This window comes from Ralstonia sp. OTU4908 (genome assembly GCF_038440115.1).
GTDB classification, from domain to species: domain Bacteria; phylum Pseudomonadota; class Gammaproteobacteria; order Burkholderiales; family Burkholderiaceae; genus Ralstonia; species Ralstonia pickettii.
The window spans coordinates 1-14,224 of sequence record NZ_JASATD010000061.1; the positions used below are offsets into that span (position 1 = coordinate 1).

Consider the following 14,224-nt stretch of genomic DNA (forward strand, 5'->3'; position numbering starts at 1 on the left):
ACATCGCGCAAATCAAGCTCCGGCAGAACGACCAGGGGCTGTGGGAAGTAGGCGTCCTTTTGGGAGGGGCTGTATCGCAAGAACACAAAGTCACCAAGTTCCACAACAGGTCCGAACCCCGCACTTGGAAGAGTCTCGACAAGGCGGTTAGGACGCTCGAAGCCATCTTCGAGCGACGGTTCGAAGAAATAAACATCCCTTTTGAGAGGGTAGGTCATGATCCAGCAAACCAAGGCAGCACTTAGCAAGCTGAACTCCGCGCGCAAATCCATCACCATCGAGCGCATCGGCCGCATTCAATCTGTCGCTCTCATCGGCGGCTATGCGCTTCTCGTGGTAAGCGACCCAGCGATGGCCCAATCGCTGCGCTCCACGGGCGAGAGCATCTTCAACACCCTCTACGGCATCGTCGGCGTGGTCGGCGGCATCGCTTCCTTGGGTTCCGCCATGAACTGGAAGGCCGGCAACTTCCTCGGTGCCCGAGACCCCAAGCAGACCTTCATCAACTCGCTCATCGGCACCGGCCTCGCGTTCGGCACCGTGGGCATCATCCAATTCATCAAGGGCGCTGTCGGCACCAACAGCGGCATTAGCGGCGTCTGAGCAGCATGGACGACGACAAGCTGGCGAAGAGTGTCGTCATCCGGGCGGGGCAACGCCCCGCCCTGATGCTCTACGTGCCCCTCGCTGTTTTCCTCACTGAAGCAATGGTCGGCCTGGCGCTGTTCCGCCTGATTGGTTTTTGGGTTTTGACCCTTATCCCGATCCATTTCTACTTTGTTGTGAAGACGGCCGAAGACTTTCATTGGTTGACGACTTTGAAGGCGGATTTTTACCACTGGTGGCTCTTCATCAAGAACAAAGGGCTGCATGGGAAAAATGTCGTGACCTTCTGCGCAACACCGCCGAACGCAAGAAAGAACGACTATGACGGCCTTCGTTGAATCCCTGATTTCCAAAGAAGAACCCGCGACAAAATACATTCCGTATTCGTCGCAGGTGGATGCACACACTTGCGTCACTATCGATCGCGATTTGACGCGCACCATTCAATTCAACGGCATCCCCTTTGAGACGATGGGGAAGGACGAGTTGAATGGCTATACGGCTCAATTATTCGCCGCAGTCAACACCCTCGGGGCAAACAACACCCGTGTGGCATTGTGGAGCCACATGGTTCGTCGCAAGCTGCAATATGACCTGAGCGATATCGAGTACGACAACCACTTTTCTCAAATGCTTGGCGACCAGTACGCCAAGCGCGTTGACAAGAAGACGTTCTATCTGAACGAGCTGTTTCTTTCGACGGTGTACCGGACAGCACCAGGCCGAGCAGAGCGCCTTGGCTCCAAGCTCGATAAGACCGGAAGCCGAGCGCTACTTGAGGCAGGCGTTGAGCAGATCGACCGCATCACCAATCAGCTCCGCCGCAGTCTTCGCCGCTTCCACCCCACCGTGCTTGGTGTGCAAGAGTTTGAAGACAAGCCCGCCTTGTCCGAGCTGCAATCCTTCTATGGGCTCATTCTCAATGGCGAATGGGCTCCGGTTCCTCTTGAAAGCTATTCGGTTCGTTACGCCATTCAGCGCAGCGAACTGAACTTCGGGACGGAAATCATTGAAATCATGGGGCCGACCCGTTCCCGGTTTGCAGGAATCATCGGCCTCAAAGCGCCCTATGGCGCAACGGAAATCGACGCGTCTGTGTTCCACAGTCTGCTGCGGTTGCCGTGCGAGTTCATTCTTAGCCAGTCGCTCACCTTCCTGCCGATTAACAAGGCCGACAAGTTTCTCGACCAGCAAATTTCGAACTTCTCCAGTACCGACCAAGAATCGAACAAGACGCAACTGGACGAACTGAAGGCCGCTCGGAATAACCTCTCATCCGGCAAGTTTGGGATGGGCGAGCATGAATTCATCTTGACCATCTACGGTGATTCCATCCAAGAGGTCAACGAGGGTATCGGCTTTGCTGTTGCGGCGTTGGAAGAAAAGAACCTGACGGCAATCCGCAAGCGCCGTGGCAAGCTCATCACGCAGTATTTCGGCATGCTGCCCGGCAACTTCATCACTGAACGGCTCGATGCGATGCCGATCAGCACGGACAACTTTGCTGCGTTCTTCCCGATGCATAACTTCCTCACTGGCCGCGCAGATGGCAGCCAGTGGGGGATGCCTATCACGGTGTTTGAGACCACGAGCGGAGCACCGTATTTCTTCAACTATCACGTCACCCGGAAAAGTCTGAAAAACCAGGGCATCAGGCTCGAATACACAGAAGAGAGGGAAGAGGGCGACGACGCTGAAGACGAGGATGAAGGCCAGCAAAGCATTCAGGATGCAGTTTCAGCGCCGGCCATCATCAGCTCGCGTGGTGACGATGTGAGCGATCCGGCCGAGCTGGCTAGCGCATCCGCCGAAGGTGAACGGGAAGGGCGCGCAGCGCGAGAGCACAAAAAAGAGCTGGGCAACTACATCATCATCGGCCCGTCTGGTTCCGGCAAGACGCTTACGAAAATGCAGCTACGCGCATTGCTGCGCAAGAAGCGGAAAGGTCTTGGTGTGCGGCCCTTCAAAACCTACGCCTGGGATAAGGACTATGGCGAGGAAATTCTGATTCGAGCGATGGGGGGACGCTACTTCACCTTCGAAGCTGGCAAGCCGACCGGCCTGAATCCGTTCTCGCTTCCTGATACGCCCCAATCGCGGCTGTTCATTATGGAACTGCTGTTGTGGTGCGCTCAGACCGATGAGACATACACGCGCTCTGGCGCAGACGACGACATTCTTTTGAGCGTGATTGACGATGTGTACAAACTCGCGTCGAAACGGCGTTTGGCCCGGATTATGGACACGTTGCCGGGCGATGAGGATGCAAAGCGTCTGCCGAATGGTGTGCTGGTAACAGGTTTGCGTGCTGCGCTGAAGCGATGGATTGGCCCGGAGAGCCCATACGGCTGGGTGCTCGACAACTTGGTCGATCGTTTCGATATGTCAAACGCAAACGACTTCGGGTTCGACATGACCTCGTTCCTAGACAACGAGTACGCGCGTACGCCGATTCAATTGCTCATCAACCACAAAATCGAAAGCGGTATCGATGGAAGCCCGTTTGTTCTTGATATCGCTGAAGCGTGGAAGGCCCTGAAAGACCCTTTCCTGTTGAACACCATCGAGAACAAGGCAAAAACCGTACGCAAGCAGCAGGGCATTATCGGTCTGGATACACAAGACCCGACTGACCTCAGCAATTCCCCTATCCGGGGGACGCTGATGCAACAGTTCCCGACGCTGATCGTGCTGCCGAACGATCGGGCGCACGAGAGCGACTATGTTGACGGCCTCAAGCTCACCCGACGTGAGTTCAACTTCGTCAAACGGGAAATGCTTGATGAGCCGGGCAAGTTCCTACTGAAGCAAGGGAATGAGTCGGTTGTTGTGAAGAACGACTTGAGTGGCATGGACGACATGATTGCCGTCCTCTCAGCAAGCATCGAAAACGTGATGGTCGTGCGTGACCTGATCGAGCAGTACGGCGAAAAGCCCGAAATTTGGCTCCCCCAATTCTTCCGTAAGAGGCACTAATCATGATTCGCAAAATTATTCTCGCAGTCAGCACGTTTGTCGCTTTCACTGGTGCCCAGGCTCAAGGCATCCCCACGTACGACAACGCTGCGAACTTGCAGATGGTTCGGCAGCTCGTTACTGCCGCGCAGCAATTGGAGCAGTTGAAGTCTCAGTTGGATCAGATGAAGTCGCAGTTCGATGCGCTGAATGGTTTGCGCGACGTGTCGAAGCTGTTGAACAACCAGCTTCTCTCGCAGTTCCTTACGCCCGACCAACAAGCGCTTCTTGGCGCGTTGAAGAACGGGAACGTCTCTGGTTCCCTGTCTGGCATTAGCGGCATCCTCCAGAACACGCAGCAGCAGAACGCCGTCGTCCAGTGCGCGAATGTTTCCAGCAACCAGGCCGCTCAGGCGCTCTGCAACAAGCGCTGGCAACAGGCGTCGCTTGCGCAATACACCGGCTCGCAAGGCTATGCGCAAGCCGCAGCAAACATCGACAACCTTTCGCAGTTCCTCTCGTCCATCCAAAACTCGCCTGACCCGAAGTCGCTGCAAGACCTGCAAGCGCGCATTGCACTGGAGCAAGTGAAGCAGCAGAACGAGGCTTCGAAGCTGGCGATGTTCAAGGTCATGCAGGACGCACAAGACAGGATGGATCGCATGAACGCCGGGGCTGCCACCAACAAGATGCTCACGACCGGTTCCGGCATCCGCTTCTGATTGCCTATTACAGAGGAATTTGACATGCGCCATTTCATCGTTCTGCTGATCGCCGTTCTGCTCGCTGCCTGCGGCCAGGAGGCACCTAAGTCGGCCGCAACCACGCCCGATCAGCCCAAGGCCGTGGCTGAACCCATGGTGGCTGCCAAGGGGTACTACGACGGAAGCGATACCGCGCCATGGTTGGCGCTGAACAAGGCGTGCAAGGACGAGATTGCGGGCGGCAAGCGCGGCGTGAATTGCTCGGCTTTCGAGACTGCCAACACCGAAGCTAACAAGATGATCCGGGCCAATCCGGCCGGCTTTGTCGGTGTGCGCGTGAACCTCAAGTAAAGGCAGTACATCATGGCTTCCAGCACGTTTGCTGATTTCTTCCAGAACGTCGACGGCGTATTGCAGTCGGTCTTCACGCAGGCCGCGAATGGCATGTCAGGATATGTCCTGCCTATCGGTTGGGTGATGTTCGGCGTGTCGGCGCTGGTGTGGTCGCTCCTTGTTATGCAGGGCAAGATCGACTCGCCAATGAATGACTGGGTAATGAAGGGAATCACCATCTGCCTGATTCTTTACGCTGCTGGAAACTACTACTCAAGCTGGATTTCTGCGCCGCTGTTCAAGTTGCCAAGCGAGCTTTCCAATGCCATCGGGACCAGCGGAAGCCCTAGCCAGATTCTCGACTCGCTGAGCGACAAGATGCAGGGCCTTTGTATGGGCATCGGCTCAGCCATGGTCGACTCCTTCCAGAACCTGAACGTAGGCGGTGGCGTGATCCTTTTGGTTGCACTGCTGCTTGTGTCCGTCGCTTGCATCCTGCTTCTCGTCGCGGCGGCCTACAACATCTTGTACGCCAAGTTTGGTCTCGCGTTCGTGCTTGCTGTCGGCCCGTTCTTCGTCATCTGGTTGATCTGGAAGCAAACGCAGGCGCTGTTCTACTCGTGGTTGAACACTGCGCTGTACTTCGTGTTCCTCATCGTCGTGGCATCGCTTTTCATCATCATGTTTGTCCAGATTACGGACAACTACATGACAAAGCTGACGGCGGCCGTAACCGCGCTAGCACCCGCCGCGCCTAGCGCTAGCCTGGCGGAAAAGCTCGCCGGCTTGCTGACCCAGGCGACGATGCCGCCCGATGCTTCGACAGCGATGAGCACGCTCAACATCCTAAGCATCGCGTTCCAGCTTGTATTCATCTGCATCCCGCTCTTCTTCATCGAAATCCAACTGCCGACGATCGTCGCCAGCATGACGAGCGGGCAGGGCGGCAGTGTTGGTAGCGGCGGCTTGATGGTGATGCAAGCCGTTCGGACGGCCGCGCTCGCTGCAATGAAGAAATAAGACAACCAGTTTCCGGAGTACAAGATGAAGATTTTTTCGATCGCCGCGATGACGGCGCTGGCCCTTGTTTTGTCTGCGTGCGGGACAACTCAGGCTCCACCGCCCGAATGCAAAGGCACGCCGCGCGCTGTGAACCATCTTCCTACCACTCGCGCAGCGCTGACTTGCATGGAGGCACAAGCATGAAATCCGCTCGTATGAAGCCCGCCGTTCAGGTGTATGCCGAGAACATCGATAAGGAGCAGGGATACGCTGAGGAAGAAGCTCGCAAGAAGAAGCTGCTCAAGCTGGGCGCGATCAGCGGATGGAGTATCGCGGTTCTCGTCTGCGTTTCCGTAGCTCCTTTGCTTCACCTCCAGCACATCATCGCAACCGTCATCGTTGTTGACAGGGCGACGGGCGACTATCGCGTTGAGCGCGAGGGGCAGTCACTCGTGTCGTTCAACGACCCGGACTTCAATCGACGGGCAACCTCCGACCTTGGCAAATTCGTAAAGGCGCATGAGGGCTTTACGCGTGGCGAGGCCGATAGCAACTACAAGACGGTATGGTTGATGAGCGCTCCGGAGCTGCGCGGCCAGTGGGATGCGTACTACAAGCCGGATTTGAACAAAGAGTCGCCGCTCAACTTCATGCAGCCAGCGGATGGTTGGTCTCTGGAGAATTTGTCTTACTCGTTCATCCCGTCGAGCGAGCCTAGCGTCCGTGTCGCTCAGGTGCGCTATGACTTGATTAAGCGCCAGGGGCAATTGCCGACGACTAGCCAGCGGATGGTGTCGACGGTGACGTTCAAGTACGACAAATCGAACGTTCCCGAGAACATGGACGACTACACGATCAACGCTTTCGGTTTCACGGTGACGAACTACCGCCGTGACGCAGATGGTCCGATCCGCCAGCTCACGACGGTCGGTGCGGCGCAGCAGGGTTATGCGCCGGCTTATCCGCAGCAGCCTGCGCCGGCACCTCAGTACCCGCAGCCGGCCCAAGCCGTTGCAGCCGCACCGGCCAGCGCAGCAACGCGAGAAGGGCTCAAGAATCTGGTTGCCAACGGAGCTACGAAATGAAGACTCACACGCTGCGTGTCGCATTTGCTACTGCGATGCTCGCGTGTGGCGCAGCGCACGCGATAACCGTTCCCTCACCCAGCACACAAGATAAGCACTTGCAGGTGGTCCCGTTCACAACGGACGTAATCGCGGTGCAAGGCAAGATCGGAATGATGTCGCTCATCCGATTCGGTAAGGGCGAGACAGTTGTTGACTACGGAATGGGCGACAAGGAAGCATGGACGGTCAAGTATTCCGGCAACCAGATCGCCTTTGTCCCGCGTGCTCAGCAGGGCGACACCAACCTCTTGGTCGTAACCAATCGCCACAAGTATTGGTTTTCCGTAGCGATGAGCGAAAACAGTTTCGCTGTCGATACCGCTGACGACGATGCGCCCAAGAAGAAGCGCGGACAAAAGCAGTATCTGCCGACCACATGGGAATTGGAAATCCAATACCCCGCTTCGGAGCTGCAAGCTCTTGCGGCCAAAGACCCTGCAACCGTGGCCGCCAAGGCGAAGGCCAAGATCGACACGGCGTTCGAACGTGCCAAGCGGGAGGGTCGCTTGGATGCCGACTACGGCTACATCGGTGATGACGAGCTGCTTCCAACGGCCGCGTACAACAACGGGGAGATGACTTTCATCTTGTTCCCCAACACGATCGCGTTGCCCCAGGTGTATGAGAAGGAGCCGGACGGGACTGAGGTCCGTTCAGCCTTCCACATGGAAGGCGACATGATGGTGATCCACACCGTCGCGCGGAAGCTCATCATTCGCCGCGGTCGCCTTGCTGGTTGCCTCATTGACGGCCAGTACAACCCGACCGGATCAAACACCAACACGAACACCATCTCGCCTGAAGTGCAGCGCGAGCTTAATCAACCTGGCGCATCGGTGAAGGAATGAGACTGCGTGACAAAACGGAAAAGCCGGCGACGGAGGATCGCGCCGAGCTGAAAGAGAAGGTGATTGTCGGTGCGTCGCCTGGGCAAAAGCTGGTCGGCGCAGTGGCAGCAGTGGGCGCGGTCGGCGTGATCTTCGGCGGCTTGGCATACAACTTTTGGTATCTGCCACACCAGAAGGCTCAGGGGTTGCCTGCACAAGCCAAACAGTCGTCTCAAGAGCAAGCCCCGCCGTCTTCGCCGTCGCTTCACCTGAACCCGCTGGGTACGGCGCAGGCCGCTGATCCTCAGCCAATTGGTGGGCAACCTCCGCTGCCCCCCGGATTGATGGGCGGCATGCCGGCATCTGCACAACCGCAGGCGGCCGGCACCATGCCGATGCCGGCTGAAAGCGGTAGCCAGCAACCCAGCGCTCAGCAGCAACAGAAAGAGCAACAGGAGCGCGACATTCTGAAGCGCAAGCTGGCTAGCGACATGGGCGGCATGCCAAACCAGGGCGGTGCTCGCGTAATGCCTGTCGCGGCTACCGCGACGCAGGCTGGTGCGCCGGCCGCGCCGGCAACGCCGGCAGGCGCAACCCTTCTGAGCGGCAATGCCACGGGGGCCAATGACTTTTCTGGTCGTCTCATTCCCACCTCGACGCCCAAGGTGGCGGCTACCTACATACCCAATCCGAGCCTCACGATCAAGAAGGGCACCCCCATCCGCTGCACGCTCGATACCGCGATGAACAGCGATGCGCCTGGGTTCGTGAGCTGCACCGTTTCGAAGCCTGTGTACGGCATGGACGGCAAGGTCGTTCTTGTCGATCGGGGCAGCACCATCGATGGCGAAATGGCAAAGGGTCCGGAGCGCGGCAAGAAGCGGGCGCAAGTGCTTTGGGGCCGCATCGTGACGCCTCTGAATATCGCGATTCAGGTCAATTCGCCTGGCACCGACACCCTTGGGGCGGCCGGTCTCGATGGCAGCATCGACAACCACTATTGCGAGCGGTTCTGTGGCGCTTTCCTCTTCTCAGGGCTCCAAGACATTTTGCAAGGCGGCCTTCAAGCGTTGAGCAACAAGAGCAGCGGGAACACGACGGTTGTCTTGCCCCAAAACACGCTGAACAGCGGGCAAAACGCGGCCGGCGAGATTCTGATGCAAGGCCGGGATGTGCAACCGACTTTCACCAAGAATCAGGGTGACGAAATCACGATTACCGTGGCCCGCGACCTTGATTTTTCGACTGCCTATCATCTTGAGGAAGTTCAGCAATGAACCAACGTGCAACGCCGGAACTTCTGTCGGGGGCGGAGAGCGACGGACTGGACGCCGCCCAGCGGGAACAACAGGAATTCGAGCAGGAGAAGCTTGAGGCTCTGCGAGACAGATTGCGCCTGTTCGCCCCCTTCATGGAAGAGGAGGGTGTGCAGGAAATTACTGTCAACGAGCCTGGCGCTGTCTGGTTGTGGAAGGGCGGAGTTTGGACAAAGGTAGATGTTCCTGAGCTGACGTTCGAGTATCTGAAAACGGTCGGGCGCAACCTATCTTCGTTCTCAAAGAAGCCCTTCAACCGGCACAACACCTCGCTCTCGGGTCACATGCCGATCACGGGTGAACGGATCGAGATGACGCATCCGCCGACATGTCCCGAGAACACCCACTACCTCAACATTCGCCGCCACACGGCGACGGCGTTTGAGCACGAGCAGTTTGTCGAATGGGAATACTACAAGGACACCCGACACGAATTCGCGTTCTCCGTTTCTGACGATCAGCGCGAGCGGTTGAAGGCTGCTTTGACCACCGAAGAACGCGAGCTGTGGGAGCTGGCCCAGGCACGCGACTGGCCGACATTCATGCGCAAGGCCGTTGAGTACAAACAGAACATCGTCGTGTCTGGTGCCACTGGTAGCGGCAAAACATCCTATATCCGGTCCCTGGTGGAGTTTGTGCCGCACTCGGAACGGCTCATCACCGTCGAAGACACGCCGGAAATGCCGTTGCCGAATCACCCCAACAACAACCGGCTTCTCTACAAGAAGTCGGAAGACGGGGAGGGCGCTACAGCAAAGGATGTGCTGCACTCCGCGATGCGTAAGACACCAGACCGTGTGTTTATGGCCGAGCTGCGTGGCGACGAGGCGATGTTCTATCTATCCGGCGTTCTCGCCTCCGGCCATCCGGGCGGTATGACGACGACGCACGCCAACTCGCCCAAAGATGCGTTTTTCCGCCTCGCGATGCTTATCAAACAATCGGGGCCTGGCGGCGGCATCGACCTGAAGGATATTTTGATGTTGCTGCGCCAAACTGTTAACGTGGTCGTGCAGCTCACGTTCGATCACGACAAGGGCCGCCGCTACATCCCAGCGATCTACTTTGATCCGATTTATCGCCTCACTCTGCTTGATTGACATGCAACGCCCTACAGAGCAAGAAGCCGATCCACCGCCGCAAGAAGAGCAGGCCGGTGACGATCAACCTGATTGGCCAGACTACGACATTCGCGACACCGTAGAGGGCCATTCCGCCTAACCATCGAAATAGGACGTACCAATGGACGACGATTTTGTTCCGAGCTATCAGGATAGTGGTGTGAGCGCGAGCGACAAGTTCGTGACGGTATCGAATGGCTCCCGCCGCGTTGAAGTGCCAGATGGCGAAGGCTACTTGATGGCCGTGGAAACCACAGACAGCAGCGGCCTTCCTGATGGTCGATACGACCTTTCCAAAGCGATTGAGGCGCGGGCGCAAGCGGATCGTTCCTACGATGGCCAGGTGCTGCACACCGACAAGGAAAGCGTCTATCACCTCGTTGGTGAAGAGGTGGTCAAGCACAGCATGTTCGAGGTTGCGAAGCATAGCGTGCCGGAAATCGGCGCAAAGTTTGCGGTTGCCTATGCCGGTGGTGTACCGCAAGTTGCGCAAAGTATGGTTGCAACCAGTCACGCCGCAGAACAGTTGGCCGCGACGCCGCAGACTGCGCCCACCGTCAGTGAACACGCCGGTCTTGTTCCGCGCGAGCAAGTCACGAGAGACCTTGAGGCGTTATTCAAAGTCGATCCTCGCGCGGTCGACAAGGTGCCAACGGCGGCCGACATGGCGCAGACGCCGCAGGCCGGAGGACACTTCGACGGTATCTCAACGCGTCTCAATGCTAGCGGCGACTATGCGGGGGAATTGAAGAAGCTGTCGCCTGGCCTCTACGAAAAATTGGCGACACCTGAAACGAAGGCATTGGTTGAAACGAAAGAGAAGATGGCCCGCGCGGTTGAAGTTGCGGAACGTGCCGATCAGCTCAAGACACTGACGGGGAAGGGGGGCGAGAAGACTGCTACGACCGGCCACGATGGCAGGGAGCAAGAGCGCCGTGGGTTCTCTGTGCCGTCGCAGATCAAAACATCGGTGGAGGCACGTGTTCGTCAGGCACAAGACCTCGTTCATCAATCGCACACGTTGCAACCGCTGTATGGGCCTAAGCCCAACCGGGAAGGTGCGCATAAGCAGCCGAAGCAACAGGTGATTAAGCCCAAGCGGGGCATGTCTCGCTGAAGCGCATCTCTAATTGGGAGGGATCATGAGCACCGATGGTATTGGGCACGATCTAGGGAAGATGAACGCCCAGGCGTTGACCGCTGAGATTGGACGGATCGAAAAGCTCATCACGATCAAGACGAACCAATGGACGCCGCCGATGACCGCCGAGCAGCGGAGCAAGGCGGTTGAACTCACGGAGGCAGCGATGGGGTTGCGTCACCAGATGGCGACCGGCCATTTGGCGAAGGAGCTGAATCGAACTCTTGAACCGCATCAGATGGCAGCCATGAGCCTGGCGCGCTCGATCGCCAACTACGATGCACCTGGCACACCGAATCCTTTCCAGAACGAGCAGCTACGACGTGCGTACGTGAGCGAGCAAGCATTTGCGGCCAATGTGCGTGCCCAGGATGCGAAGGCAAAGCCTACCAACTCGGCCGACGTGCTGAGCCAGGCGAAGGCGCTCCCGCCGATGTACTCCATCAAGCCGCAGCAGATGGCTGGCGCAGCCGCACCGCAGCAGAAGCCGAAGGCAAAGCGGGGCATGTCCCGCTGATCTATGTGACGGGGTAGGGCGGCCGCACATCTGTGAACAATGAGGCGCGAGCTGTGGCCATTTTGGCCGCAGCTTTTTTTTGTCCTTGCACTTGACACCGTTTATATAAACGGTAGACTTTGAACATGCGATGCGACATGGCATCGAGACAAGAAGACGAGGGGTCAATGAAGAAGTTGATTGCAGCGATTTTGCTGGCATGCGTGGCGACTGCGAGCGCGCAAGCTGCACTCTTGGTGGTAGGTCCGCCCCGATGTGTAGCGGGAAATCCTGCGGCACCGCGTTTCATCGTTTCCGGGATCATGCGGCTGTTCAACGCGCCACCTGGCGAAGCAACCTTTCGAGTCGTTCACAACGTGGTAACTGCGGCGAATGCCGACGCTGCGATTGTCGCGTTCACACGCAACGTCGAAGAGAAGTATCCGGCATATGCATTGGTCGACACGATTGTCGATCCAATTCCTGTGGTGTGCCGGCCCACGGAAATCTAGTCCGGTAGGGAATGAGCAATGGAAACGGTTGAGCTGGGTGCGGGCATGACGTTTGAGGCGATTGCCGACTACAGGCTGATTTGGAGCATGCCGACCGGGACGCCGCTTTGCGCGCACCGCGATTTGCGCTTGCCTACCGAGGGCGCTTTGCCATCTGCTGTGGTGGGCTCCCTCGGCGGGGTGACTGGCACTCGTGCCGGCGATGCGCCGACCTTCAAGAAGGGGCGCACGTATGAGGTGGAGACCATGCATCCAATCTTCTATCCGCCATACGTGTGTGTTCGAGATGACAGCGGGCAGCTACAACGGCTCGTGGCCGCCCATATTCGATACTTTTTTGGAAAGCCTCAGTGAGCCAGGCGAGTAGGGGTGCGAGATGACGGCAGATCAGATGGTGCAGGCTATCAAGTCGCATCGCGGGAAAATAAAGGTGCGCGCGGACTTTGCGGGAACAGCCGTCTTTCTGCACGTGACGAAGCCGGAGCTTATCAGCCATTTCGAGACCCGAGGGTGCGAAGAAACGGGGGTCGATTTGATTGTGACGGGGAAGGGGCGCGCGATTATCGACACCTGGGCGTGAGGCAAAACATGTCACTCAGACCTAGCTTAGTCAGTGAAGCTGTTGCGTTACGGCCGTACCGCGTTTTCCAACGAGGGAAGAAAGAGATTTCAAGAACCTACGAGGGCACGACATTCCCGGCCGGACCATCCCAGGGCTGCGAGCTGGTGTTGCGGAGGTGTGCTGCGTTCGGTGGCATGGTGGACGACAGTGAGCGTGAGTATGCCGTGGTGGATGTGCTGGATGCCGCTGGTGATATCGTTCAGGAGTACCGCGTGAACGGTAATGGGTTCCGGTATCTGCGTCGTGTCCTCCGGTTCAGGATAGAGACCGACGAGACGAGGGAACTCCCGCCGCCACACCTCACCCCCAAATGATCCAGTGGATAGTTTGATGACTGACAAGAAAGACCCGTACGACACGACTAGCTCCCGCCGACAAGCGGCGCACCTTGAGCGGTTGGCCGCGACCAAGGGGAAGCGCAAGGTACTCGACCTTGATGGTGACGACGTTGCCAAACTCGATGCGTTGCGAGAAGGCGGATATGGCAAGGACGAGTCGGCAGTTCTTCGGCGCGCGCTGTCGGACGCGTATAGCAAGTTCAGGAAGAAAAAGAGTTGACCCTACCTCTGTTAAGCATGCACATGGAACGATATCAAGACCCAAACGACCCCTTGAATGGTCCCGATTTCCTGAGTGGTTTCATGTGTATGGAAGAGTGCGGCAGGGCAGCCGGCACGTACTGGAGCCCGTTTTTGTGCCAGGTGTGCAACTCCAAACGACTGGGGCCTGCGCTCCCGAACTTAGATTCAGGTGATGCGCCCGTTGTGGCGCAGTGACTATCAAAAAATGCTTTCTCTCAATGAAAGAGCGCTACTCGCGGTAATGGCGGTCACGCCAGAACGCGGGAGACCGAGATTCCTCGAAGAGCGCACGCGCCTTCCTGCTCAATCATGGAAGAAGTTCCTAGAAGGGCGTCAACGGGCGTCGCTTGATATGGTGGAAGCCGTTTGCAGGGAGTGGCCAGAGTATGCGTTCTGGATCAGCACAGGGCTCACCGACGTGGAGCACGGGCACATTTCCGTTCCGGGTGCGCTTCCAGCGATGGAGCCGGTAGAAGAGGCCATCGAGCAATCGAGGCGCTATTTTCGAATTCAGCGCCATGTGCTCGGTTTGGTGATGATGAACCGCAATCCTGCCCCTGTTGATCCAGGCGGCGATGCTTTGGATGCGCGAGCGCGTGCTATGACCGAGTGGAGCGCCTTCAATGAAGCATGCCACCGGGCTCTTGAGAGCGACGGTCTTTACAAACAGGTTGGGTTGCAGCGTGAAATGCGCATGATGGAAATCGCGTCGCTGCGCGAGCACTTTGCAGCGTTGTTTGAGATGACCCCTGAAGAGAGGGCGCAGCGCAACGCCTGGCGGCTTGAAGAGCAGGCGCGTGATGGCCGCTTAGTCTAGGTTGATCTGTCTCAAGTTGCGGTTGTAGGCGGCGGCGTTGGCCACCGTCTTTTTTTTCGCCCGC

General features: G+C 57.6%; 18 protein-coding genes. 17 read left to right on the forward strand and 1 reads right to left on the reverse strand.

The features are described from left to right. A partial coding sequence (locus AAHM38_RS24460) for a hypothetical protein (RefSeq protein WP_342234357.1) occupies nucleotides 1–218 on the reverse strand: 218 nt, incomplete at its 3' end. Here AAHM38_RS24460 and AAHM38_RS24465 point away from each other — a divergent pair. The 17 genes from AAHM38_RS24465 to AAHM38_RS24545 all read left to right on the forward strand — a co-directional run bounded on the left by AAHM38_RS24465 (nucleotide 217) and on the right by AAHM38_RS24545 (nucleotide 14,160). Continuing rightward, on the forward strand, nucleotides 217–603 hold the full coding sequence (locus tag AAHM38_RS24465; RefSeq protein ID WP_024979715.1) for a hypothetical protein: 387 nt from the start codon (nucleotides 217–219) through the stop codon (nucleotides 601–603). The two genes, AAHM38_RS24460 and AAHM38_RS24465, sit on opposite strands and share 2 nt — an antisense overlap. A 5-nt stretch (nucleotides 604–608) precedes the next feature. Then, on the forward strand, nucleotides 609–944 hold the full coding sequence (locus AAHM38_RS24470) for a VirB3 family type IV secretion system protein (protein ID WP_024979716.1): 336 nt from the start codon (nucleotides 609–611) through the stop codon (nucleotides 942–944). Continuing rightward, on the forward strand, nucleotides 928–3,582 hold the full coding sequence (locus tag AAHM38_RS24475) for a VirB4 family type IV secretion/conjugal transfer ATPase (RefSeq protein WP_342234358.1): 2,655 nt from the start codon (nucleotides 928–930) through the stop codon (nucleotides 3,580–3,582). The genes AAHM38_RS24470 and AAHM38_RS24475 overlap by 17 nt, the downstream gene beginning before the upstream one ends. A 2-nt stretch (nucleotides 3,583–3,584) precedes the next feature. Next, nucleotides 3,585–4,283, forward strand: a complete 699-nt coding sequence (locus tag AAHM38_RS24480; protein ID WP_342234359.1) for a type IV secretion system protein — start codon at nucleotides 3,585–3,587, stop codon at nucleotides 4,281–4,283. A gap of 24 nt (nucleotides 4,284–4,307) precedes the next feature. Beyond that, nucleotides 4,308–4,616 (forward strand): hypothetical protein, encoded by a 309-nt coding sequence (locus AAHM38_RS24485; RefSeq protein ID WP_342234360.1) that lies wholly within the window; start codon nucleotides 4,308–4,310, stop codon nucleotides 4,614–4,616. 12 nt (nucleotides 4,617–4,628) lie between these two features. After that, nucleotides 4,629–5,618: a type IV secretion system protein gene (locus tag AAHM38_RS24490; RefSeq protein WP_342234361.1), complete on the forward strand. Its 990-nt coding sequence runs from the start codon at nucleotides 4,629–4,631 to the stop codon at nucleotides 5,616–5,618. A 182-nt stretch (nucleotides 5,619–5,800) separates the two neighbouring features. Beyond that, nucleotides 5,801–6,685, forward strand: coding sequence for a type IV secretion system protein (locus tag AAHM38_RS24495; protein WP_342234362.1), 885 nt, complete (start codon nucleotides 5,801–5,803; stop codon nucleotides 6,683–6,685). After that, nucleotides 6,682–7,575, forward strand: a complete 894-nt coding sequence (locus AAHM38_RS24500; protein ID WP_342234363.1) for a TrbG/VirB9 family P-type conjugative transfer protein — start codon at nucleotides 6,682–6,684, stop codon at nucleotides 7,573–7,575. Before AAHM38_RS24495 ends, AAHM38_RS24500 begins: the two co-directional genes overlap by 4 nt. Beyond that, nucleotides 7,572–8,831 carry a TrbI/VirB10 family protein gene (locus AAHM38_RS24505; protein WP_342234364.1) on the forward strand — a complete coding sequence of 420 codons (1,260 nt, stop codon included), beginning with the start codon at nucleotides 7,572–7,574 and terminating at the stop codon, nucleotides 8,829–8,831. Before AAHM38_RS24500 ends, AAHM38_RS24505 begins: the two co-directional genes overlap by 4 nt. After that, complete coding sequence (gene virB11, locus AAHM38_RS24510) at nucleotides 8,828–9,970, forward strand: P-type DNA transfer ATPase VirB11 (RefSeq protein ID WP_342234365.1); 1,143 nt, start codon at nucleotides 8,828–8,830, stop codon at nucleotides 9,968–9,970. Before AAHM38_RS24505 ends, virB11 begins: the two co-directional genes overlap by 4 nt. A gap of 142 nt (nucleotides 9,971–10,112) precedes the next feature. Then, on the forward strand, nucleotides 10,113–11,108 hold the full coding sequence (locus AAHM38_RS24515; protein WP_342234366.1) for a KfrB domain-containing protein: 996 nt from the start codon (nucleotides 10,113–10,115) through the stop codon (nucleotides 11,106–11,108). Between the two features lie 25 nt (nucleotides 11,109–11,133). Next, complete coding sequence (locus tag AAHM38_RS24520; RefSeq protein WP_342234367.1) at nucleotides 11,134–11,649, forward strand: hypothetical protein; 516 nt, start codon at nucleotides 11,134–11,136, stop codon at nucleotides 11,647–11,649. Between the two features lie 167 nt (nucleotides 11,650–11,816). Then, nucleotides 11,817–12,140: a hypothetical protein gene (locus tag AAHM38_RS24525; RefSeq protein WP_342234368.1), complete on the forward strand. Its 324-nt coding sequence runs from the start codon at nucleotides 11,817–11,819 to the stop codon at nucleotides 12,138–12,140. A gap of 18 nt (nucleotides 12,141–12,158) precedes the next feature. Next, nucleotides 12,159–12,494 (forward strand): hypothetical protein, encoded by a 336-nt coding sequence (locus AAHM38_RS24530; protein ID WP_342234369.1) that lies wholly within the window; start codon nucleotides 12,159–12,161, stop codon nucleotides 12,492–12,494. A 22-nt stretch (nucleotides 12,495–12,516) separates the two neighbouring features. Further along, the gene (locus tag AAHM38_RS24535) at nucleotides 12,517–12,720 is read left to right on the forward strand and encodes a hypothetical protein (protein ID WP_342234370.1); all 204 of its coding nucleotides are present in this window, start codon (nucleotides 12,517–12,519) and stop codon (nucleotides 12,718–12,720) included. 372 nt (nucleotides 12,721–13,092) lie between these two features. Next, nucleotides 13,093–13,320, forward strand: a complete 228-nt coding sequence (locus AAHM38_RS24540) for a hypothetical protein (protein WP_342234371.1) — start codon at nucleotides 13,093–13,095, stop codon at nucleotides 13,318–13,320. A 195-nt stretch (nucleotides 13,321–13,515) separates the two neighbouring features. Then, the gene (locus AAHM38_RS24545; RefSeq protein WP_342234372.1) at nucleotides 13,516–14,160 is read left to right on the forward strand and encodes a hypothetical protein; all 645 of its coding nucleotides are present in this window, start codon (nucleotides 13,516–13,518) and stop codon (nucleotides 14,158–14,160) included. The last annotated feature ends 64 nt before the right edge of the window (nucleotides 14,161–14,224 follow it).